Here is a 22,124-nt window from a genome sequence, read left to right as displayed (position 1 = left end):
TCAGTTTCCTAAACGGGTAACGGCCGCCCAAGCGTCGGCACGGGTTTTCTCATCTTGCGCCAGCAGGTCGGCCACGCTGTCGAGGCCGTCTGAATAACCGCCCGCCAGACATTCGGCCACCACGCCTGCAATATCGGTAAAACGGATGCGGCCGTCAAGAAAAGCGGCTACGGCCACTTCGTTGGCGGCGTTCAGCACACAGGGCGCACTGCCGCCCGCACGCATGGCCTCATATGCCAGTTTCAAGCAGGGAAAACGGTCAAAATCGGGGGCTTGGAAAGTCAATCCGCCCAAACGGCCGAAATCCAACGGTGCAACACCGGCTTCAATCCGCTCGGGCAGGCCGAGACAATAGGCAATCGGCGTGCGCATATCGGGCGTACCCATCTGCGCCAGCACCGAACCGTCGGTATAGCGCACCATGCTGTGAATCACGCTTTGCGGGTGCACCACCACTTCCAGCTCCTGCGCCGCCGCACCGAACAGCCAATGCGCCTCAATCAGCTCCAAGCCTTTGTTCATCATACTGGCCGAATCGACGGAAATTTTGCGCCCCATCTGCCAGTTGGGGTGTTTGACCGCCTGCTCGGGCGTGATGCTGTCGAGCGCGGCCGCATCGGTGTACAGAAACGGCCCGCCCGATGCGGTTAAAATAATCGACGCAATGCCGCTTTCTTTCAGACGGCCTGCGGCAAAGTCCGACGGCAGCACCTGATAAACCGCATTGTGTTCGCTGTCCACCGGCAGCACGGCCGCACCGGCGGCACGCGCGGTATCCATAAATAAGGCACCGGCCACCACCAGCGTTTCTTTGTTGGCCAGATAAACGGTTTTACCCGCTTGGGCCGCCGCCAGCGTGGGCGGCAGACCGGCCGCGCCGACAATGGCCGCCATCACGCCGTCTACTTCTTCTGCCGCCGCCACATCAATCAATGCCTGCACGCCGTGCAGCACTTCGGTGCGCACGTTCAAAGTTTTGAGCCGTGCGGCCAAATCCGCCGCCGCCTGCGCGTCGGCCACAACGGCAAACTGCGGCGCAAAACGCGCGCACTGCTCGGCCAGCTTGGCCGTCTGCCGGTGGCCGGTCAGGGCGAAAATGTCGAATTTTCCGGGGTGGCGCGCTACCACGTCCAGCGTGCTGATGCCGATGCTGCCGGTTGCGCCCAAAATGGTCAGGGTTTGTTTCATATTTTGCTTTTATTTTATGTTTTCAGACGGCCTTTTATCATCAGGCCGTCTGAAAACGGGCTGCCGGATTGGCTGCGGAGTGATTTCAAAGGCACAGCGCGGCAATGGCCGCATAAACGCTGACAACGGCAATCAGGGAATCCACACGGTCGAATACGCCGCCGTGGCCGGGCAGCAGATTGCTGCTGTCTTTCACGCCTGCCTGACGTTTAAACAGGCTTTCCAGCAAATCGCCGCACACACTGACCGCCGTCAGCACCAAGGCGACCAATGCGGCAGCCAGCCAGCCGGTATCGAAACCCGGCCAACCGGCCGCGCGCACCAGCGTGATGTACACCAGCACGCAGACCGCCCCGCCGATTGCACCTTCCCAACTTTTGCCGGGGCTGATGCGCGGGGCGATTTTGGTTTTTCCCCATGCTTTGCCGACAAAATAGGCAAACACATCGGCCACCCACACCAACCCCATTACAGCCAGCAAAGTCAACGCCCCCTGCTGCGCCCGCAATTCGTTCAAGCCGAACCAGAACGGCAGTACCAGCAGCCAGCCGGTTACCCACGTTTCTTCGGTGCTGCGCAAACGCGGCTGCCGACGCAGCCGCCACGGCACGACTGCAAACCAAAATATCAGTACGGCCAGCCAAGCCGCCTGCGGCAAATGCCAGCCGCCGCCGTAAGCGGCAAACATCAAAACCGCACTGGCGGTCAAATAATTGCGCATCAGACGGGCATCAAACCGCCCCAACCGGGCAAACTCCCATAAGGCCAGCAGCGCAATCAGGGCGGTAAACAGTGCCCAGACGGCATCGCCCGCCCAAAACAGCATCACCAGCATCAACGGCAGCAGCCACAATGCAGTCAGTATCCGTTGTTTCAACATGGCTCAGCTCCGTTGCTGCTCAGGCGGCAGCTGTTCCGATGTACGGCCGAAACGCCGTTCGCGGCTGCGGAACGACTGAATCGCCAAATCGAATTGGGTTTCGTCAAAATCCGGCCACAGCGTATCGGTAAAATACAGTTCGGTATAGGCCAGCTGCCACAGCAGAAAATTGCTGATGCGCTGCTCGCCGCCGGTGCGGATAAACAGATCCGGCTCAGGCGCATCACCCAAAGCCAGTTCGGCCGCCAAATCGCTTTCGCCTATGGTTTCTTTTCCCGCCGCCAGCAGTTTATTGACCGCCTGCAGAATATCGCTGCGGCCGCCGTAATCGGCCGCCACCGCCAGCGTCAGGCCGCTGTTGCCCGCCGTAAGCCGCTCGGCTGCCTCGATGCCGGCAACAATGCTGTCGGAAAAACGGCTGCGGTCGCCGATGATGCGCAGCCGCATATTGTTGCGGTGCATCACTTCCACCTGTTTTTGCAGCGCCTGTAAAAACAGCCCCATCAGGAAACTGACTTCTTCAGACGGCCTGCGCCAGTTTTCGGTGGAAAAAGCAAATACAGTCAGATAACGCACACCCAGGCGCGCACATTGCGCTGCCACTTTCTCCAAGGCTTCCAATCCGCGCTTGTGCCCCACCGCGCGGGGCAGCAGGCGTTTTTTTGCCCACCGCCCGTTGCCGTCCATAATCACGGCGACATGGCGCGGCACATCACTGTAATCCAATACGGTCTGCGTACTGCTGCTCATCACTGGCTTTCTTGAAGCGGCAATCTCAAATCGCCATCAGATCTTCTTCTTTTGCCGCCAACACCTTATCTACTTCGGCAATGTATTTGTCGGTCAGCTTCTGCACCGCCTCTTCTCCCCGGCGCGCCTCGTCTTCCGACACTTCTTTGTCTTTCAACAGTTTTTTGATGTGATCGTTCGCATCGCGGCGCACGTTGCGGATCGATACGCGCCCCTCTTCCACTTCGCCGCGCACCACTTTAATCAAATCCTTGCGGCGCTCTTCGGTCAGCATGGGCATCGGCACGCGGATCAGATCGCCGACAGCCGCCGGATTCAGACCCAAGTTGGAATCCCGGATGGCTTTTTCCACTTTGGCCGCCATATTGCTCTCAAACGGCTTCACGCCGATGGTGCGCGCGTCCAGCAGGGTTACGCTGGCCACCTGGCTGACCGGAACACTGCTGCCCCAGTACTCCACTTCCACCTGATCCAGCAGGCCGGTATGGGCGCGCCCGGTACGCACTTTGGCCAGATTTTCTTTCAACACTTCCAGCGAACGCTGCATTTTACCGTCGGCGGTTTTTTGGATATCGTTTATCATCTTCTCAGCTCACTCATCAAAATCAAAAACGGAGGCCGTCTGAAAACGGCATTTCAATTTCATTTTCCCGACGCGCCACGCGCAACGGGCATCAGCAGTGCACCAGCGTTCCCTCGCTGTCGCCCAGAATCACATTTTTCAATGCTCCCTCTTTGGCGATACCGAACACCACAATATTCAGTTTGCGCTCCCGGCACAAGGCAAATGCGGTTGCATCCATGACTTTGAGATTTTTGCCCAAAGCCTCGTCAAACGTGATGCGCTCATAGCGGACAGCCGACGGATCCCGCTTCGGATCGGCAGTATAGACACCGTCCACATTAGTGGCTTTGAGCATCACATCGCAGTTCATTTCCGCACCGCGCAGGGCGGCGGCGGTATCGGTGGTAAAGAACGGATTGCCGGTACCGGCGGCAAAAATCACAATTTTACCTTCCTCCAAATACTGAATCGCCTTGGGACGGGCATAAGTTTCGGCAATCTGCTGCATGGAGAGCGCCGACTGCACGCGTGCCTTCAAACCCAGCGATTCAAACGCATCTTTCAGTGCCAGCGCGTTCATGACCGTCGCCATCATGCCCATATAGTCGGCAGTTGCCCGATCCATACTGCCCGCCTGCGCCGATACACCTCGGAAAATATTGCCGCCGCCGACCACCACGCCGACCTGCACGCCCAAATCGACAATTTCCTTCACTTGGCCGACAATCTGCATAATGGTTTCACGGTTGATACCGAACGCATCTTTCCCCATCAGCGCCTCGCCCGACAATTTGAGCAGCACACGCTTGTACTTCACACCCTGCCCCATAACACCCCTCTTTAATTCAGATGCACAAAATGGCTGCATTATACGCCGAAGCGCCAAAATCACTAAGCCGTTTTTCATCCGCTAACGCAAAACCTCCGACACTACACCGGCCTACAACGAGGCGGCCATGACGGCCGCAACGGAAACAAAATATCAAATTACAAAAAAATACAGAATTTTATGCCCAACCACCCAAGACAAATAAGAAAATATGCCTTATTCAAATCCCAAAAGATATTTGCCTTGCCCCTTTTATGTAAAAGCATTACATTAGGCTACATTAAATTGAGCAGAAGCTCGAACCAAGCCAAGTTGCACAAAGGCAGGAAAATACAGAGAAACCGGGAAACACCTGATCGTCGGCGGTATGTCGGCGGCAAAACAAAACGGCTGTCGCGAAGACAGCCGTTTTGTTTTGACTTGCCCGCCGTCAAACGGCAGGCAGCAGGATTTCCAACACAAATTTACTGCCGATGTAGGCCGTCATCAGGCTCACAAAGCCGATAATCGTCCACACCGCCACCCGCTTGCCGCGCCACGCCGTCATTCGGCGGCGCAGCAGCAGGAGGGCATAAATCAGCCACGACATAATCCCGAAAACGGTTTTATGGTTCCACTGCAACGGCCGTCTGAAAACCTCTTCCGCAAAGACCGTTCCGCTGACCACTGCCAGCGTCAGCAGAATAAAACCCGCCCACACGCCCTGCAACATCATTTTTTCCAGACTCAGCAGCGGCGGCAGCCAGTAAACCTGCTGCAAATGGCGGCGGCGGCGCAGATTGCGGTGCAGCCACAACACCAGCACCGCCAGGAGTGCGGATACCGCAAACAGGCTGTATGCCAAAAGTGCGGAAATCAGGTGCAGCATAAACGGCAGATTGGCCAATTGATAGGCGGCATGACGGCCGGGAAAATACGCCGCCGCCGCCAGCGATGCCGCTGCAAGGGGATATAATAAAAGCTGCAAACCGTTCAAACGGTAGAAAAAACTGCCGCCGAAATAGAGCATCAGCATCAGCCACCACACCAGGCACAGCGCATAGCCGAAACCCATCACCAACTCGCGCGCACCGAACGGCGGCAGCAGTACCAAAGCACCGTGCAGCAACAGCAGCGGCGCCAAAACCGACTGCTCGCCCCGCACCGAATACGGCTTATCCGCCCTGCGGCGCCCCAGCCAGGCCCACGCACCCAAAGCGGCATAAGCCAGTGCCAATACAAGCAAAATCTGTTGCATCTGCAAACTTTCTGTCGCGCATATTCACAACTGCGCCGGTCGTGTAAAATAGAATGATTCTATCAAATAACCTGCCTGCCGTGTACACGATTCAGGCCGTCTGAAACCGCCTCCCGCGCATTCAGACGGCCTGACACGGCAGCCTGCTTTCTGGGGAACCGCCATGCTGGATAATTTAACCGGCCGCTTCCGTTCGGTGTTCAAAAACATTCGCGGCCAAGCACAATTAAACGAAGAAAACATCAAGCCCGCCCTGCGCGAAGTGCGGCTGGCACTGCTGGAAGCCGATGTCGCCCTGCCCGTGGTGCGCGACTTTATCGCCAATGTCAAAGAAAAAGCACTCGGCCGCACCATTGCCGACAACCTGACGGCCGAACAGACGTTTATCACGGTGGTCAATGAAGCCCTGACCGAGCTGATGGGCAAAGAAAACAGCGCGCTGAATCTGGCGGCCGCCCCGCCCGCCGTGGTGCTGATGGCCGGTTTGCAGGGTGCGGGTAAAACCACCACCGTGGGCAAGCTGGCGCGCCTGCTCAACCGTCAGGACAAGAAGAAAAAAATCCTGCTCGTTTCCGCCGACGTTTACCGCCCCGCCGCCATCGAACAGCTGCGCCTGCTGTCCGAACAGGTGGAAGCGGATTTTTTCCCTGCCGACACCGGTCAAAAGCCCGTCGAAATCGCACAGGCCGCATTGGCGCACGCCAAACGCCATTTCTATGACGTGCTGATGGTCGATACCGCCGGCCGTCTGGCGGTGGACGAAGCCATGATGGCGGAAATCAAAGCCCTGCACGCCGCCGTCAATCCGGTGGAAACGCTGTTTGTGGTGGACGCCATGCTCGGCCAAGATGCCGTCAATACCGCGCAGGCCTTTAACGAAGCCCTGCCGCTGACCGGCGTTGTACTGACCAAAATGGACGGCGATTCGCGCGGCGGTGCGGCACTGTCCGTGCGCCAGATTACCGGCAAGCCGATTAAGTTTATCGGTGTCGGCGAAAAAATCGACGGCCTAGAAGCCTTCCACCCCGACCGTATCGCCGGCCGCATTTTGGGCATGGGCGATGTGCTGAGTCTGGTGGAAGACGTTCAGAAAGGCATAGACGAAGAAGCCGCCGCCGAGATGGCGAAAAAGCTGCGCAAAGGCAAAGGTTTCGATTTGAACGATTTCAAAGCCCAAATCCAGCAGATGCGCAATATGGGCGGCCTGGAAAGCCTGATGTCGAAAATGCCGGGCGAATTGGGGCAACTGTCGAAACAGATTCCCGAAGGCACGGCGGAAAAAGCGATGGGGCATGTAGAAGCCATCATCAATTCGATGACGCCGAAAGAGCGCGCCAATCCCGCGCTGATTAAAGCCAGCCGCAAAAAACGCATCGCCGCAGGCGCCGGCACCACGGTTCAGGAAGTCAATAAAATGCTCAACCAGTTCGAGCAGTCGCAAAAAATGATGAAAATGTTCAGCGGCGGCAATATGCGCAAACTGATGGGCATGGCCAAAGGCATGAAGGGCATGTTCCCCGGCGGCATGGGCGGTTTCCGCTGATACGGGAACGCAAATACGGCTGCGGGTGGTCATTCAGGCCGTCTGAACGCCCCGTTTCAGACGGCCTGCGCAGAACGAACAGCCCCATCACCCACCCGCCTGATGCGGCCGGTTTTCCGATTTATCCGATTCACAAAGATTGCCCCATGAATATTCTCGTTACCGGCGGAACCGGCTTTATCGGTTCGCATACCGTCATCGCCCTGCAACAGGCAGGCCATTCGGTCGTTATCATCGACAATCTGGTCAATTCTTCGGCCGCCGTTCTGCCGCGCCTGAGCCGAATCAGCGGCCGAACACCGGTTTTCTGTCAGGGCGACATCCGCGACCGCAAAACTCTGCAAAAGATTTTCCACGCTCACGCCATCGATGCGGTCATCCATTTTGCCGGACTCAAAGCCGTGGGCGAAAGCGTTGCCCGCCCGATGGACTACTACGACAACAACGTTTGCGGCAGTCTGATTCTGGCACAGGAAATGGCGGCGGCCGGCGTGTTCAAACTGGTTTTCAGCTCGTCGGCCACCGTATACGGCGACCCCGGCCGCGTGCCCTACACCGAAGACATGAAACCCGGCGACACCACCAATCCTTACGGTACGTCCAAATCCATGGTGGAACGCATACTGACCGACATCCAACAATCCGACCCGCGTTGGAGCATGATTCTGCTGCGCTATTTCAACCCCATCGGCGCACACGAAAGCGGCCTGATCGGCGAGCAGCCCAACGGCATTCCCAACAATCTGCTGCCCTATATCTGCCAAGTGGCGGCAGGCAAACTCGACTGCCTGTCCGTTTTCGGCGGCGACTACCCCACGCCCGACGGCACGGGAATGCGCGACTACATTCACGTCATGGACTTGGCAGAAGGCCATGTGGCCGCCTTACAGGCCAAAGGCGGCGAAACCGGCGTCCATCTGCTGAATCTGGGGGCGGGGCGGCCGGTATCCGTACTGGAAATTATCCGCGCCTTTGAAGCCGCATCGGGCGTACACATTCCCTATCGGATCCAACCGCGCCGTGCGGGTGATTTGCCGTGCTTCTATGCCGACCCCGGCCATACGGCCGAGCAGATCGGCTGGCGCGCCAAACGCAGCCTGACGCAGATGATGCAGGATTCATGGCGCTGGGTCAGCAACAACCCCGACGGCTACCCCGCAGCACCGGAGGCCGTCTGAAAAACCGTTTTCAGACGGCCTGTTGCCCGAAACACCTCCGACAAACCGTCTTTGCCGCCCCCGAGCAGACGTTTTCCCCTATCCTTCCGCCACCAAGGAGACCCGCATGACCCACATCGCCCTTCCCGGTCACACCGTCAAAATCGGCAACGACCTGCCCTTTACCCTGTTCGGCGGCATCAATGTGCTGGAAGATCTCGACTCCACCCTCAAAGCCTGCGAACACTATGTCAAGGTAACCGAAAAACTCGGCATCCCCTATGTATTCAAAGCCTCGTTCGACAAGGCCAACCGCTCGTCCGTCCATTCGTTTCGCGGTGTGGGGCTGGATAAAGGGCTGGAAATCTTCGCCGCCGTCAAACAGGCTTTCGGCGTGCCCGTCATCACCGATGTACACGAGCCCCACCAATGCGCGCCCGCCGCCGAAGTATGCGATATTCTCCAACTGCCCGCCTTTCTGGCACGCCAAACCGATCTGGTTGCCGCCATCGCCGCCACGGGCAGAGTCGTCAATATCAAAAAGCCGCAGTTTCTCAGCCCGCCGCAAATGAAAAACATTGTGGAAAAATTTGCCGAAGCGGGTAACGGCCAAGTGATTTTGTGCGAGCGCGGCACACAGTTCGGCTACGACAATCTGGTGGTCGATATGCTCGGCTTCGGCGTGATGAAACAGACCTGCGCCAACCTGCCGGTGATTTTCGACGTTACCCACTCCCTGCAACAGCGCGAATCCGGTGCGGCGGCATCGGGCGGCCGCCGCAGTCAGGTACTGGATCTGGCACTGTCCGGCATGGCCGCCCGCCTGGCCGGCCTGTTCCTCGAATCACACGCCAACCCGGACGAAGCCAAATGCGACGGTCCCAGTGCCCTGCCGCTGGCACAATTGGAAGATTTCCTGATCCGCGTGAAAGCCGTCGATGATCTGGTAAAAAGTTTCGCCCCCCTGACTATCCGCTAAGCCCGCACACGGTCAACAGCCGATAACGGCCATCGGCCAAAATAAAAAACGCGAATCCCGAAAGATTCGCGTTTTGTTTTTCAGACGGCCTGATTATTTCTTGTCGTCTTTCACTTCTTCAAAATCGGCATCGACGACATCATCGTCTTTCTCCGCCCCTGCACCACCGTCTGCCCCGCCGGCTTCGGCTTCCGCCTGTGCCTGCGCATAAACCAGCTCGCCCAACTTCTGACTGGCTGCACCCAAGGCTTCCGCTTTGGCATCAATGTCGGCTTTGTCTTCGCCTTTCACGGCTTCTTCGGCAGCGGCCAAAGCCTCTTCGATTTTGGCTTTCTCGCCGGCATCGAGTTTGTCGCCGTGGTCTGCCAAAGATTTTTTCACTGAATGAATCAGGGCTTCGGCCTGATTGCGCGAGGCCACCAATTCGGTCAGTTTTTTATCCTCTTCGGCATTGGCTTCCGCATCTTTCACCATGCGTTCGATTTCTTCCTCGCTCAAACCGGAAGAACCCTGAATGGTGATGTTGGCGGCTTTGCCGGTGCCTTTGTCTTTGGCCGAAACGTGCAGAATACCGTTCGCATCAATATCGAAAGTGACCTCGATTTGCGGTACGCCGCGCGGCGCGGGCGCAATGTCGCCCAAGTTGAACTGACCCAGCGATTTGTTGCCCGATGCACGGTCGCGCTCGCCCTGCAAGACATGAATGGTTACCGCGCTCTGATTGTCTTCAGCCGTCGAGAACACCTGAGACGCTTTGGTCGGAATGGTGGTGTTTTTCTGAATCAGCTTGGTCATCACGCCGCCCATGGTTTCGATACCCAGCGACAGCGGGGTTACGTCCAGCAGCAGCACATCGCTGCGGCCGCCGCCCAATACTTCGCCCTGAATCGCGGCACCCACGGCCACGGCTTCATCGGGGTTCACGTCTTTGCGCGGTTCTTTGCCGAAGAAGTCTTTCACGGCTTCCTGCACTTTGGGCATACGGGTTTGGCCGCCGACCAGAATCACATCGTCGATGTCGCCCGCGCTCAAACCGGCATCTTTCAACGCGATGCGGCAAGGTTCGATGGAGCGGGCAATCAAATCTTCCACCAGGCTTTCGAATTTGGCGCGGGTCAGTTTCAGCACCAAGTGTTTCGGGCCGGTAGCGTCCATAGTAATGAACGGCAGATTGATTTCGGTCTGCTGGCCGCTGGACAGTTCGATTTTGGCTTTTTCGGCGGCTTCTTTCACGCGCTGCATCGCCATGGCATCGCCTTTGAGGTCGATGCCCTGCTCTTTTTTGAATTCGGCAATGATAAAGTCGATGATGCGCTGGTCGAAGTCTTCACCACCCAAGAAGGTGTCACCGTTGGTGGCCAATACTTCAAACTGTTTTTCGCCGTCCACATCGGCAATTTCGATAATCGAAATATCGAATGTACCGCCGCCCAAGTCGTAAACCGCTACTTTGCGGTCGCCGCCGGCAACTTTGTCCATACCGAAAGCCAGCGCGGCTGCAGTCGGCTCGTTGATGATGCGTTTTACGTCCAGACCGGCAATGCGGCCGGCATCTTTGGTAGCCTGACGCTGGCTGTCGTTGAAGTAGGCCGGCACGGTAACCACGGCTTCGGTGACTTTTTCGCCCAGATAGGCTTCGGCGGCTTCTTTCATTTTGCGCAGCACTTCGGCAGAAATCTGCGGCGGAGACAGTTCTTTGCCCTGCGCTTTCACCCATGCATCGCCGTTGGCGGATTTGATGATTTCAAACGGCATGGTTTCGATGTCGCGCTGGACTTCTTTGTCTTCAAATTTGTGGCCGATCAGGCGTTTGGCTGCGTAAACCGTGTTTTTCGCATTGGTAACGGCCTGGCGTTTGGCCGGTGCGCCGACCAGAATTTCGCCGCCGTCCAGATAGGCGATGACGGACGGTGTGGTGCGCGCGCCTTCGGCGTTTTCAATCACTTTGGTTTGGCCGTTTTCCGAAACGGCCACGCATGAGTTGGTAGTACCCAAGTCAATACCGATTACTTTTGCCATAGTGTGTTTCACTCCTTGAAAGTTTGTTTTCAGACGGCCTTCCTGTGGATAACCGCCTTGCTCGACGCTCAAAATAGGGGACGTTTCAGGCTTTTCAAGTGCCTGTGGATAATTTTTTGCGCCGTTTTCTTTTCAAATAAAATCAATGATTAATACCCTACTCTGCCACTGTATCCGCTTCGGCGGCGGGTGCTTCCTGCGCCACGGCGACCATGGCCGGACGCAAAACGCGCTCGCTCAGGGTATAGCCTTTTTTCAGAACGCGCACCACAGTATTCGGCGGCAGATCGCTCTCTTCGGTCTGCATGGCCTGATGTTGGTGCGGATCGAGTTTGTCGCCGGGCTGCGGGTTGATTTCTTTGATTTGGGTAGCATCAAAGGCTTTCTGCAATTCGGTCAGGGTCATTTGAACGCCCATTTTCAAGGCTTCGAAATTACCGCTCTGATCCGACAGAGCCATTTCCAGATAGTCTTTGACCGGCAGCATTTCGGCGGCGAATTTCTGCCCGGCAAATTTGTGTGTGGCCAGTATTTCTTCCTGATGGCGGCGGCGCAGGTTCTGCTCGTTGGCCAAACCGCGCAGTTCTTCGTCTTTCAGACGGCCTTCCAGCTCTTCGACTTTTGCTTGGAGTTCTTCATAACTGGGCGGTGCCGTTTCTTCCTGCACGGCGTTTTCGTCTGTCGGGGTTTCGATTTCGGTTTCGGGTCGGTTGTCGCTCATGTCTCTGCCTTTTTTACGGAAAGGATTGGTCAATTTCATCATGGACGGCAATATAGGGCTGCTTGGGGCGGTTTCAAGCATACGGCGGGAAATATTGTATAATCGACCGTTTGGGTCTCACTTGGTTGCAGCATATGACAGGCAAGAGGAAAGGGGTGAATCCGCAGACCGTCGGCATGTGGCAGATTATCGCCGGTGCGGTGTGCTGGGGAACTCTGGGACTGCTGGGCAGCCGCATCAACCGGGCGGGCTTTGACGGCAGCGAAGTGGCAGCATTCCGCATTGTGCTGGCAGGTGTGCTGCTGTCGGCGGCCTTACCGTGGTTTTGGCCGTTTCTGCGCCGCATCGGACTGCGCCGGCTGCCGGTCTTGGCCGCCCAGTCGGCCATCGGTATGCTGGGCATGAGCCTGTGCTATTTTGCCGCCGTCTCGCGCGTGGGTGCGTCGCTGGCTGTGGCACTGCTCTATACTGCGCCCGTATGGAGTCTGCTGTTCGCACGCCTGCTGCTGGGCGAACCGGTTACCCGCCGTTCGCTGCTGCTGACGCTGGTGGCCGCACTGGGCGTGGCACTGACGATGTCGGGCGGGGCAGCGGCCGAGCCGGCCGGTATCGCGTTCGGGTTGGGCGCAGGCATCTGCTACGCTCTTTACGGTGTATTGGGCAAACGGGCGATGACGGGCAGCCCGCCCGTCGTTGTGTTTTTCTGCTCGATTACCATTTCGGCACTGCTGCTGGTGCTCTCTCCCGACACGCATCAGGCATTTGCCCGTTTAGCCGTTCAGCCGCTGCCGGTCTGGCTGTCGGCACTCGGACTGGCTCTGGTCGGCACGGTGGGCGCGTCGGCACTGTTTATGAAAGGCTTGCAGAAAATGCCCGCCACCCGCGCATCGGTGTTCACGGTATTCGAACCGTTTACCGCCGTGGTGCTGGCGGCACTGCTGCTGGGCGAGCGTTTGGGGCTGTGGCAGTATGCGGGAGTGGCACTGATTATCGGCGTGGCGGTATGGAATGCGGCCGCACCCGCCCGCCCGGCCGTACCGCACGAACGCCAGCCGTAGCGGCTGAACACCGCCGGACAAAGGCCGTCTGAAAACGCCGTTTCCCGTTTTCAGACGACCTGTTGTTTACACGTTTATTTCCGCTATTTCGGCGGGTTGGGCAGGAAGGACAAATCCATCACATAGGCTTTGGGGTTGCGCCAATCTACTTTGACTTCCACTGTTTCACCCAGATACGGCGCGGGGTCGTCTTTCATCGGCGCGCTGACGAAGGTTTGCAGTTTGCCGGTTTCGGGATTGGCGGCCATCGCCAGTACTTCATACCAATCCTGATAATCGCCGTCGCCCTGTTTGCGGCTCCAACTTCTCACTTCCGACACTGCCGCGCGCACCACCACGCCCTGCGTCACCGCCTGCTGTTCGCCCTGATATTTGGGCAGCAGGACAAACCAGAATACCGCACCCAGCAGCAGGGTCATGATCCAAGTGATGGGGTTGGGTACAAAAATGCCCGCCAACAGCAAAGCCAGCAGAATCACGCCGACTATTACCAAAGCCGTCAGGGAAATCATCGTCGGAAACCGCCTTTCTGACAGTTTAAAATCAAAACCCAAATAAAAAACGGAAACGCCGCCGTCAGGCCGTCTGAAAACGGATTCCGTGTTTTCCCCACAGGGGAAAGCCGCCCGATTCATGCAGCACACCGTTTTCAGACGGCCTCGGTCAGCGTTTCGCGCGGGAAGGTTTTCTCGCAATAATGGCATTTGAGTTTGACCTGCCCGCCGCTGCGGCGCACATAAAAACGGCTTTTTACCGGTTCGCCGTGTCCGGCACAGTTGCGGTTCGGGCAAACGAATACTTCGCCTATGCTCTCGGGCAGGGTCAGCGGCAGTTTGGCCACCACCTTGAACCGCTCGATAATGTTTACTGTCGCATCGGGCGCAAACAGTGCCAGACGGTTGGCATCGGCCTGCGTAAACACCACTTCTTTGATTTTGATGATGTCTTTGCTGCCCGCGCGCTTGCTCGGCAGATTAAAGCCTACCGTTACCGCGCTGCCGTGATGCAGCAGTTTGAATTGGCGCAGAATCGCCAAGCCCGAACCGGCGGGGAGATGGTCGATGACCGTGCCGTTTTCAATGGCTTCCACGCTGAGCTGTTTTTCGTTCACAACCGCCTCCTTACACTTCTTCGTTCAGAATCAGCGACAAAATCGCCATGCGCGCATACACGCCGTTGGCCGCCTGCTCGAAATAATAGGCATACGGCGTTTCATCGACATCGGGGTGGATTTCGTCCACGCGCGGCAGCGGGTGCAGAATGCGCAGATTGGCTTTGGCACCGGCCAGCATCGCGGCGTTCAGATTGAATTTGCCCTGAATTTTGGCGAATTCCTGCTCGTCGAAACGTTCGCGCTGCACACGGGTCATATACAGGATATCCGCCCATTCCACCGCCGCTTCGAGCGTGGCAAAGGTCTGATAACGGCATCCGGCTTCGTCCAACTCTTCCGTGATGTAGTCGGGCATGGCCAAACTGGGCGGCGAAATAAAGGCAAATTCACAACCCCAGCGTTTGAGCGCCTGCGCCAACGAATGAACGGTACGGCCGTATTTCAAGTCGCCTGCCATCGCGATTTTCAGTCCGTCGAGCGTGCCCTGGGTTTCGTAAATCGTCAGCAGATCGAGCAGGGTTTGGCTCGGGTGCTGGTTGGTGCCGTCGCCCGCATTGATAACGGGTACCTGGGAAAATTCGGCCAGCACGCGCGCCGCACCGTCTTTGGGGTGGCGTTGGATAATCGCGTCGGTGTAACCGGAAATGATGCGCGCGGTATCGGCCAGCGTTTCGCCTTTTTTCGCGCTGGTATTGGCACCGTCGGCAAAGCCTATCACTTTGCCGCCCAAACGCTGCACCGCCGTTTCAAACGACAGCCGCGTGCGGGTGGACGGCTCGAAAAAGCACGAGGCGATGAGTTTGCCCGCCAGCAGGTCGCCGCGCGGCTGCTGTTTTAATGTCAAAGCCGTATGCAGAAGGTGCGACAGCTGCGCTTTGCTTAAATCGGAAACCGAAATCAGATGCTGCCGGTACAGCGGATTGGCCATATTTGTCTTCCCCGTCGAAACAGCCCGTCGGCACGGGCAACCTGCTTATTATCGCACAAAAGGCCGTCTGAAAACGGCAGAGACACGGTTTTCAGACGGCCTTTTCCGGCGGTGCGCGTTTAATCGAACACGTCGCGCAGTTTGTCGAAGAACGATTTGGCACGCGGCGTTTGCGAACGGTCCAGACCGGTGGAAATCCGCTCGAACTCTTCCAGCAGCTCTTTCTGGCGGTCGGTCAGATTAACCGGCGTTTCCACCACCACATGACAGTAAAGGTCGCCCACCGCGCTGGAACGCAGCGATTTGATGCCTTTGCCTTTCACGCGCATTCTGCGGCCGGTTTGGGTTTCCTTCGGGATATTGAGTTTGACTTTGCCGTTCAGCGTCGGCACTTCTACTTCACCACCCAAGGCCGCCACGGCAAAGCTGATCGGCAGTTCGCAATGCAGATCCAGGCCGTTGCGCTCGAAGGTTCTGTGTGCTTTAACCTGCACCACCACATACAGATCGCCCGCCGGTGCGCCGCGCAGACCCGGTTCGCCCTCGCCCGAAAGACGGATACGCTGGCCGTCGTCGATGCCTGCCGGAATATTGACCTCCACGGTTTTACTGGTTTTGACCCGTCCCTCCCCCCGGCATTTGACGCAGGGTTCTTTGATTTCCTTGCCGCTGCCGTGGCAGGCCGGACAGGTTTGCTGCATCTGGAAAATGGCCTGACGCACATGAACCGTGCCGCTGCCGCGACAGGTAGAACAGGTGGACGCCGATGTGCCGGGTTTTGCACCGCTGCCGTGGCAGACATCGCATTCGTCGTAAGTCGGCACGGTAATGCGCTTTTTCACGCCCGCAGCCGCTTCTTCCAATGTGATTTCGACCGCATACTGCAAATCGGCACCCTGATAGCTCTGCTGGCGGCCGCCGCCGGCCGCACCGCCGAACATCTGGCTGAAAATATCGCCGAAATCGAAGCCCTGCGCGCCGCCGCCGAAACCGCCGAAGCCCCCGCCGCCCATCGCGTTCGGATCGACACCGGCATGGCCGTACTGGTCGTAGGCCGCGCGTTTTTCTTTGTCGGACAAAATATCGTAGGCTTTCTGCACTTCTTTGAATTTGTTTTCGGCCTCCGCGTCACCCTGATTGCGGTCGGGGTGGTATTTCATCGCCAGTTTGCGGTAGGCTTTTTTGATTTCGTCATCGCCCGCGCTGCGTGCCACGCCTAAGGTTTCGTAAAAATCTCGGTTACTCATGGTGTCTTTTCTGTCGGTCATTCGCAATGCCGCCCAAATAGGGGCGGCGGCGGAAAATTAAAAGAGGCCGTCTGAAAATTTTGCCGCACACTGCGGTTCGTTTTCAGACGGCCTCAGGAAGCAGGCGGCTCAATTGTCCATATGCAGAAACTGCCGGTGCCGTTCATACTGGTTCAGCACATCGATGATAATCTGCTCTCTGGTATAGCCGACCAAGTCGTAGTCTTGGCTGCCCTCGGACAAGAACACTTCGGCGCGGTAGTATTTTTCGTGGCCTTTCCCCGCCAGATTGCCCGCCTGACCCAGTGCGAAAATCGGTTTGACCGCTTCGACCAGGCGCACTTCGTACAGAAAGCCGACCGCTTCGCCGTGCTGCACTTCAAACGTCAGTCTGTGCTGTGCTTTATCGTGTACCAACCGTGTCTGCAAACCCTGTTTTTCCAGCTCTCCGGCCACTTCCTCCATCGCCGGGTACAGGGTTTTGAGCATAAAGCGCAGCGCGGCGGCAGCCGTCGGATAGCTGACCATGCGTTGCAGGCGGTTGCGCCAGTTCTGCCCGCTGTCCAGTACCAGGGCCTGATCAATCTGCCCTGCTTTGCGTTTCATGCCCTCCTGCCGCAGGCAGATCCACATGGAAACCATATACACCACCAAAATCAGCGAGAACGGCAGTCCGGCCGCCACCGACACCGATTGCAGTGAGGAAAAACCGCCGGCAAACAGCAGGCCGAGCGTTACCAAACCTGTGGCCGCCGCCCAGAACAGGCGCAGCCACACCGGCGCGTCGCTGTCGGACGACAGGTTTTTCGAGCTTAAATTCGCCAGCACCAGCGCGCCCGAGTCGGCAGAAGTAACGAAGAAAATCAGGCCGATGACGACACCCAGCGTTGACCACAAGCCCGAGAGCGGATAATGCTCAAACAGGGCGAACATACCCATCGCCGGTTCGGCCAGTGCGGTTTTGCCCAACTCTGCCGCACCGCCGTTGACCAAGTCGATCGCGCTGTTGCCGAAGATGGAGAACCAGGCAAAGATAAAGCCCAGCGGGATAAACATCACGCCGAAGACAAATTCGCGCAGGGTGCGGCCGCGCGAGATGCGGGCGATAAACAGGCCGACAAACGGTGCCCACGCCACCCACCATGCCCAGAAGAAAATCGTCCACCACGACTTCCATTCCGCGCCTTTTTCCCCTTCATAGGCATACACGCGGAAGGTTTTTTCAGGCAGCGTCTGGAAATAGCTGCCGATATTGTCCACCAGTCCGTTGAGCAGAAATACGGTCGGCCCCATGACCAACAGCGCAATCAGCAGGAAGGTCGCACCCAGCATATTGATTTCCGACAGGCGGCGTACGCCTTTTTCCACCCCCGACATGGCCGACAAACCCGCCATCACCACCACACACACAATAATCAGCGTCTGAATCCATTGGTTGGACGGAATACCGAACACATGGCTCAAACCCGCATTGGCCTGCAACACGCCGATGCCCAGGCTGGTGGCAATACCCAAAAGCGTACACACCACGCCGAAAATGTCCACCGTATCGCCCAGCCAGCCGTCCACACGCTTGCGGCCGAACACCGGTACCAACGCGCTGCGCAGGGCCAGCGGCATGTTTTTGCGGTAGGCGAAATAGGCCAGCGCCATACCGATTAGCGCGTAAATGCCCCAGCCGTGCAGACCCCAGTGCAGGAAAGTCTGCGACAGCGCGGCACGCGCCGCTTCGGGCGTACCGCCCTCGCCCATGACCGGCGTCAGATAATGCGCCAGCGGTTCGGACACGCCGAAAAACAGCAGATCGATGCCGATACCGGCGGAAAACAGCATCGCCGCCCAAGTGAGAAACGGGAAATCGGGCTTGTCCTGATCCTTGCCCAATTTGATGTCGCCGTAACGCGACACACCGACAAACAGTGAAAACACGCCGTATGCGGCCACCACCAACATGTAGTACCAACCGAACCGGTCGGACACCCAGCGCAGCAAGTTGCCCAAAACGGCCTCGCCCGCAGCGGGAAACGCGACGGTAAACAGAATCAGCGCCGCCGTTACCACGGACGACACCAGAAAAACGGTGGTATTGACCGCCTGCCTGCCCGGAACTCCGGTATCACGCATAATGTTTCTCCTGATGAATGATTGGCATAAATGATGAAAACAGATTATTGGCCGGACAGGCCGTCTGAAAACGGTGCCTGCGGCACACCTGCGGCCCGCACCGGCTTTTCAGACGGCCTGCCGCCCATACCCGGCGGGCTAATCGGGAAATTCTTCGCTGGGGCGGTGGGTCGGCACCGCTTCTTCGCCCCGGTGGTAGCGTTCCGCCTCTTCGGCCGGACGTTTGATGGGGAAAGTTTCCGGCAGCACCAGATGCGCCTCAATCCGCAAAACCTTAATGATGGCAAACAGCATCAAAATCAGAATCACGGTAAAAGGCAGTCCTGCCACAATCGAACCGGCTTGCAGGCTTTTTAAGCCGCCGGCCACCAACAGTGCCATCGTGATGCCCGACAACAGCACGCCCCACACGATTTTCAGGCGCAGCGAAGGATTGAGCGAACCGCCGCTGCTCATGCTGGCCAAAATATGCGTGGCCGAATCGGCAGAAGTAATCAGAAACGTGGCAATCAGCACCAGCGTGGCGGCAGAGGTAACCGTTTGCAGTGGAAACCGCTCCCAAAAAGCAAACATCGCCAGCGTGTAATCATCGGCCACCACCTGCGCCAGCCCCGCCCCGGCATACAGATCCTGATAAAGCGCCGTACTGCCGAACGCGGCAATCCACAGAAACGAAATCAGCGGCGGCACAATCAGTACGCCCACCACAAATTCACGGATGGTGCGGCCGCGCGAAATGCGGGCGATAAAAGCCCCGATAAACGGACTCCACGAAATCACCCACGCCCAGTAAAACACCGTCCACTTTTCCACCCAGTCGCTCTCCCGGCGGAAAGGGTCGAGGCGCAGGCTGTAACCGATAAAATGAGACAGATAATCGCCGATGCCTGTTACCAGCGATTTGAACATGACCGATGTCGGCCCCAGCACCATCACAAACAGCGTCAGCCCCAGCGCAACGGCCATATTGATGTTCGACAGCCATTTCACGCCCCGACTCAGCCCCGACGAAGCCGATACGACAAACACCACCGCAATCACAGCCAGCACTGCCGCGTGCATCCACGGACTGCCCGGCAGGCCGTACACATAAGTCAGGCCGCCGCTGATCTGCAACACGCCCATGCCGATGGACGTGGCAATGCCCATCACGGTGGCAATCACCGCCAAAACATCCACCGTGCGCCGCCAGAAGGTCGGATAACGGTAGCCGAAGAGGGTTTCCAGTGAAGTGGAGACCAGACTGTCTTTTTTGATGCGGTACTGAAAAAGGCCGATAATCAGGCCGGCAATGGCGAAAATCGACCATTGCGACAAACCCCAGTGGAAATAGGTGTAACCCATCGCCATACGCGCACTTTCAACAGAGCCGGGTTCGACACCGGGCAGCGGCGGGTTGGCAAAATGGGTCATCGGTTCGGCCACGCCCCAAAACACAATCCCCACGCCGAGGCCGCCCGAAAACAGCATACCGATCCAGGAAGCCGTACTGAATTCGGGTTTTTCGTCAAAACGCCCCAGCTTCAATTTGCCGTAGCGCGTGAAAATCAGGCCGATCAGGAAAACGTTGAACACAAACACCGACAGCATATACACCCAGCCGAAACGGGCGGCGGTAAATTGGTAAATCCAATCGGCATAACGGCCGAAGGCCTCGGGAAACATCAGGCCGACTGCGGTAATCAGGGCAATCAAAACAGCGGAAACATTCAAAACGGAAAGGTGTTTTGACATGGAGTTTCTCCAAGATAAGCAAACTTTGGCCGATAGGATCGACATGCAAAGATGTTGACGTCATGAGCGGAAAGTCGGATTGCACTGTTATTGAAGCGGCGTTGAAACGCTGCATTTGCCCGGTTCAATATACCCGTTATGAATAAATATTCAATTCGTATCATTTTACAGCTTTCAGACGGCCTGCATGGAAGGATCAGGCCGTCTGAAACATCATTCAAGGGTGTTTATTGTTTTCATGGTTTTGCTGGCGCATTTCTTCGTAAAGGGCCTGTTGTGCCAACACCGAGCCTTCCGGAGCCTGAGAAGTATCGCCGTCTTCCCACGGTGCGTTATCCGGCACAGTTTCGATGTGGATGGTGCTCAGCGAATAGTCGGGTTGGTAGTGCAAATCGTATTTGGCCGCTTTGATGGTCGCCAGCATGATTAAACTCATAATCACCAGCAAAGGCGCGCCGGCGAAAATCGAGGCCGTCTGAAGCGTGGACAAATCGCCGATAAACATCAGAACTGCGGGCATGAAACAGAGGGTAACCGCCCAAAACAGGCGGTTCCAGCGGTGCGGTTCGTCGTTGACTTCATGCTGGACGACAGAGGCAAGAATATAGGAAATGCTGTCGAAGGTGGTGGCCGTAAAAATCACCGCCAGCAGCGTGAAGACGGCAATCGCCAATTTGGCCATCGGCAGGGTATTTAAAGTGGCGAAAATGGCCGCCGTTGCACCTTGTTGATTCAATACCGAAACCACGTCCAAAGCGCCGCTCAATTGCAGATAGAGGCCGTAGTTGCCCAGAATAATGAAAAATACCGAGCAGCCGAGCGAACCGAAGAAAATCGAGCCGACGGCCATTTGGCGTATGGTGCGGCCTTTGGAAATTTTGGCGATAAACAGGCCGATGGTCGGTGCGAACACCAGCCACCATGCCCAGTAGAACACCGTCCAATCCTGCGGAAAACCGGTTTTTCGGAAACCGTGGCCGGAGAATTCCCCGAACGCTTCCGTCCAAGTCATCATCTTAACCATATTGGTCAGCGAGCGGCCGATACTTTCCAAACCGGTATTGAGCATAAACACCGTCGGCCCCGTCACCAAGACAAACAGCAAAAACACAACGGCCATGTAGAAATTGATGTTGGATAAAAACTGAATGCCGCCGCGCAAACCCTGATAGGCGCTGTAGGCGAAAATCAGCGTCGTAACCAGCAGCACCGCCAATTGCATGGTGATGTCTTTGGGTGTGTTGAACAGCTCATACAGGCCTTCGGTAATCATCGGCGAGGCCAAGCCCAAAGAAGTTGCGCCGCCGCCGATCATGCCGAACACAAAGAAAATATCCACCAGCTTGCCCCAGTTGCTCTTGGCAAATTTTTCGCCCAAAAGCGGCATCAGGCTTTGGCTGACTTTCAGAATAGGAGAATTGCGCACATGGGCAAAATAGGCAATCGATACAGCCGGCACCAAGTAAATCGCCCAAGCCACCGGCCCCCAGTGAAACAGACCGTAGGTTGCTGCCCAGCGCACGGCTTCGGGCGATTTGGGCTCAATCCCGAACGGCGGCCCCTGATAATAATACGCCCATTCCAAAATACCCCAGTACATGATGCTCGCGCCGATGCCGCCGCAAAACATCATCGCCGCCCATGAACCGGTTTTGAATTCGATGTCGTCTTCAGGTTTGCCCAATTTGATGTTGCCGATGTCGGATGAGCAGATATAGATAACAAACAGCACCGACAATACGCCGAATGCCAAATAAGCGCCGCCGAGTTTGTTGGTCACAAATTGTTTGGCGGCATCCACCCAAGCCGCGCCTTGCTCGGGAAAAAGCACCAAAGGAAGGGTGACGGCCGAGAGAATCAGCAGCGTACCGAAGAAGGTAAATTTATCGATGCGGGTGTCGGGCTTGGCCGAGGTTTTTTGGCGGAAGTATTGATCGGTGTTGAACATACCCAAATGGCGCGAAGACGTCATTTTGACCGGTTTGTATTTGAGTTCGGGGCGGGAACTTTTATTCATGGAATGAACTTTCTTATTGTTATGTTGCAATTAA

Annotated in this window: 19 protein-coding genes; 4 read left to right on the top strand and 15 right to left on the bottom strand. The window is 57.0% G+C overall.

Annotated features, from left to right (window positions below):
- The 6 genes from ispC to ORY85_RS09060 form a co-directional block, all read right to left on the bottom strand.
- Positions 1-1,188 carry a 1-deoxy-D-xylulose-5-phosphate reductoisomerase gene (ispC, locus tag ORY85_RS09085; RefSeq protein WP_274571801.1) on the bottom strand — a complete coding sequence of 396 codons (1,188 nt, stop codon included), beginning with the start codon at positions 1,186-1,188 and terminating at the stop codon, positions 1-3.
- Between the two features lie 85 nt (positions 1,189-1,273).
- The gene (locus ORY85_RS09080; protein WP_274571802.1) at positions 1,274-2,068 is read right to left on the bottom strand and encodes a phosphatidate cytidylyltransferase; all 795 of its coding nucleotides are present in this window, start codon (positions 2,066-2,068) and stop codon (positions 1,274-1,276) included.
- 3 nt (positions 2,069-2,071) lie between these two features.
- Positions 2,072-2,818 carry a polyprenyl diphosphate synthase gene (uppS, locus tag ORY85_RS09075; RefSeq protein ID WP_274571803.1) on the bottom strand — a complete coding sequence of 249 codons (747 nt, stop codon included), beginning with the start codon at positions 2,816-2,818 and terminating at the stop codon, positions 2,072-2,074.
- A 25-nt stretch (positions 2,819-2,843) separates the two neighbouring features.
- Complete coding sequence (gene frr / locus ORY85_RS09070) at positions 2,844-3,401, bottom strand: ribosome recycling factor (protein WP_274571804.1); 558 nt, start codon at positions 3,399-3,401, stop codon at positions 2,844-2,846.
- A 91-nt stretch (positions 3,402-3,492) separates the two neighbouring features.
- Positions 3,493-4,212 carry a UMP kinase gene (gene pyrH, locus ORY85_RS09065; RefSeq protein WP_274571805.1) on the bottom strand — a complete coding sequence of 240 codons (720 nt, stop codon included), beginning with the start codon at positions 4,210-4,212 and terminating at the stop codon, positions 3,493-3,495.
- Between the two features lie 430 nt (positions 4,213-4,642).
- Entirely contained in the window at positions 4,643-5,449 is an 807-nt protein-coding gene (locus ORY85_RS09060; protein ID WP_274571806.1) for an inner membrane protein YpjD, read from the bottom strand.
- A 163-nt stretch (positions 5,450-5,612) separates the two neighbouring features.
- Here ORY85_RS09060 and ffh point away from each other — a divergent pair, with 163 nt between their 5' ends.
- The 3 genes from ffh (at position 5,613) to kdsA (ending at position 9,128) form a co-directional block, all read left to right on the top strand.
- Positions 5,613-6,992 (top strand): signal recognition particle protein, encoded by a 1,380-nt coding sequence (ffh, locus tag ORY85_RS09055; RefSeq protein ID WP_274571807.1) that lies wholly within the window; start codon positions 5,613-5,615, stop codon positions 6,990-6,992.
- A 146-nt stretch (positions 6,993-7,138) separates the two neighbouring features.
- Positions 7,139-8,170, top strand: a complete 1,032-nt coding sequence (galE, locus tag ORY85_RS09050; protein ID WP_274571808.1) for a UDP-glucose 4-epimerase GalE — start codon at positions 7,139-7,141, stop codon at positions 8,168-8,170.
- 106 nt (positions 8,171-8,276) lie between these two features.
- Complete coding sequence (gene kdsA, locus ORY85_RS09045) at positions 8,277-9,128, top strand: 3-deoxy-8-phosphooctulonate synthase (protein WP_274571809.1); 852 nt, start codon at positions 8,277-8,279, stop codon at positions 9,126-9,128.
- Positions 9,129-9,221: 93 nt separating this feature from the next.
- Here the strand turns inward: kdsA and dnaK are convergent, their stop codons facing one another.
- Together dnaK and grpE are read right to left on the bottom strand one after the other, a co-directional pair.
- On the bottom strand, positions 9,222-11,147 hold the full coding sequence (gene dnaK / locus ORY85_RS09040; RefSeq protein ID WP_274571810.1) for a molecular chaperone DnaK: 1,926 nt from the start codon (positions 11,145-11,147) through the stop codon (positions 9,222-9,224).
- Between the two features lie 157 nt (positions 11,148-11,304).
- Positions 11,305-11,868: a nucleotide exchange factor GrpE gene (gene grpE / locus ORY85_RS09035; RefSeq protein WP_274571811.1), complete on the bottom strand. Its 564-nt coding sequence runs from the start codon at positions 11,866-11,868 to the stop codon at positions 11,305-11,307.
- Between the two features lie 155 nt (positions 11,869-12,023).
- On the opposite strand from grpE, the gene ORY85_RS09030 reads away from it, so the two are divergent.
- A complete protein-coding gene (locus ORY85_RS09030) occupies positions 12,024-12,926 on the top strand; it encodes a DMT family transporter (protein ID WP_274571812.1) in 903 nt (300 codons plus the stop codon).
- 83 nt (positions 12,927-13,009) lie between these two features.
- Here ORY85_RS09030 and ORY85_RS09025 read toward each other — a convergent pair whose 3' ends face one another.
- The 7 genes from ORY85_RS09025 to ORY85_RS08995 all read right to left on the bottom strand — a co-directional run bounded on the left by ORY85_RS09025 (position 13,010) and on the right by ORY85_RS08995 (position 22,090).
- Positions 13,010-13,438, bottom strand: coding sequence for a hypothetical protein (locus ORY85_RS09025; protein ID WP_274571813.1), 429 nt, complete (start codon positions 13,436-13,438; stop codon positions 13,010-13,012).
- A 137-nt stretch (positions 13,439-13,575) separates the two neighbouring features.
- Positions 13,576-14,037 (bottom strand): aspartate carbamoyltransferase regulatory subunit, encoded by a 462-nt coding sequence (pyrI, locus tag ORY85_RS09020; RefSeq protein ID WP_274571814.1) that lies wholly within the window; start codon positions 14,035-14,037, stop codon positions 13,576-13,578.
- 10 nt (positions 14,038-14,047) lie between these two features.
- Entirely contained in the window at positions 14,048-14,968 is a 921-nt protein-coding gene (pyrB, locus tag ORY85_RS09015) for an aspartate carbamoyltransferase (RefSeq protein WP_274571815.1), read from the bottom strand.
- Between the two features lie 119 nt (positions 14,969-15,087).
- Positions 15,088-16,215, bottom strand: coding sequence for a molecular chaperone DnaJ (gene dnaJ / locus ORY85_RS09010; RefSeq protein ID WP_274571816.1), 1,128 nt, complete (start codon positions 16,213-16,215; stop codon positions 15,088-15,090).
- Between the two features lie 129 nt (positions 16,216-16,344).
- On the bottom strand, positions 16,345-18,339 hold the full coding sequence (gene betT / locus ORY85_RS09005) for a choline BCCT transporter BetT (RefSeq protein WP_274571818.1): 1,995 nt from the start codon (positions 18,337-18,339) through the stop codon (positions 16,345-16,347).
- A 138-nt stretch (positions 18,340-18,477) separates the two neighbouring features.
- Complete coding sequence (locus tag ORY85_RS09000) at positions 18,478-20,073, bottom strand: BCCT family transporter (RefSeq protein ID WP_274571819.1); 1,596 nt, start codon at positions 20,071-20,073, stop codon at positions 18,478-18,480.
- Positions 20,074-20,290: 217 nt separating this feature from the next.
- Positions 20,291-22,090, bottom strand: a complete 1,800-nt coding sequence (locus tag ORY85_RS08995; protein WP_274571820.1) for a BCCT family transporter — start codon at positions 22,088-22,090, stop codon at positions 20,291-20,293.
- Positions 22,091-22,124 lie beyond the last annotated feature (34 nt).

This window comes from Neisseria leonii (genome assembly GCF_028776105.2).
GTDB lineage: Bacteria > Pseudomonadota > Gammaproteobacteria > Burkholderiales > Neisseriaceae > Neisseria > Neisseria leonii.
This window is presented reverse-complemented; position numbering and strand designations above follow the sequence as displayed.

Coding starts and splice junctions, on each gene's coding strand:
- galE (WP_274571808.1), top strand. CDS start 7,139: ATGAATATTCTCGTTACCGGCGGAACCGGCTTTATCGGTTCGCATACC.
- ispC (WP_274571801.1), bottom strand. CDS start 1,188: ATGAAACAAACCCTGACCATTTTGGGCGCAACCGGCAGCATCGGCATC.
- grpE (WP_274571811.1), bottom strand. CDS start 11,868: ATGAGCGACAACCGACCCGAAACCGAAATCGAAACCCCGACAGACGAA.
- ORY85_RS08995 (WP_274571820.1), bottom strand. CDS start 22,090: ATGAATAAAAGTTCCCGCCCCGAACTCAAATACAAACCGGTCAAAATG.
- betT (WP_274571818.1), bottom strand. CDS start 18,339: ATGCGTGATACCGGAGTTCCGGGCAGGCAGGCGGTCAATACCACCGTT.
- kdsA (WP_274571809.1), top strand. CDS start 8,277: ATGACCCACATCGCCCTTCCCGGTCACACCGTCAAAATCGGCAACGAC.
- ORY85_RS09060 (WP_274571806.1), bottom strand. CDS start 5,449: ATGCAACAGATTTTGCTTGTATTGGCACTGGCTTATGCCGCTTTGGGT.
- dnaK (WP_274571810.1), bottom strand. CDS start 11,147: ATGGCAAAAGTAATCGGTATTGACTTGGGTACTACCAACTCATGCGTG.
- pyrH (WP_274571805.1), bottom strand. CDS start 4,212: ATGGGGCAGGGTGTGAAGTACAAGCGTGTGCTGCTCAAATTGTCGGGC.
- ORY85_RS09000 (WP_274571819.1), bottom strand. CDS start 20,073: ATGTCAAAACACCTTTCCGTTTTGAATGTTTCCGCTGTTTTGATTGCC.
- frr (WP_274571804.1), bottom strand. CDS start 3,401: ATGATAAACGATATCCAAAAAACCGCCGACGGTAAAATGCAGCGTTCG.
- uppS (WP_274571803.1), bottom strand. CDS start 2,818: ATGAGCAGCAGTACGCAGACCGTATTGGATTACAGTGATGTGCCGCGC.
- ffh (WP_274571807.1), top strand. CDS start 5,613: ATGCTGGATAATTTAACCGGCCGCTTCCGTTCGGTGTTCAAAAACATT.
- dnaJ (WP_274571816.1), bottom strand. CDS start 16,215: ATGAGTAACCGAGATTTTTACGAAACCTTAGGCGTGGCACGCAGCGCG.
- ORY85_RS09025 (WP_274571813.1), bottom strand. CDS start 13,438: ATGATTTCCCTGACGGCTTTGGTAATAGTCGGCGTGATTCTGCTGGCT.
- ORY85_RS09080 (WP_274571802.1), bottom strand. CDS start 2,068: ATGTTGAAACAACGGATACTGACTGCATTGTGGCTGCTGCCGTTGATG.
- pyrB (WP_274571815.1), bottom strand. CDS start 14,968: ATGGCCAATCCGCTGTACCGGCAGCATCTGATTTCGGTTTCCGATTTA.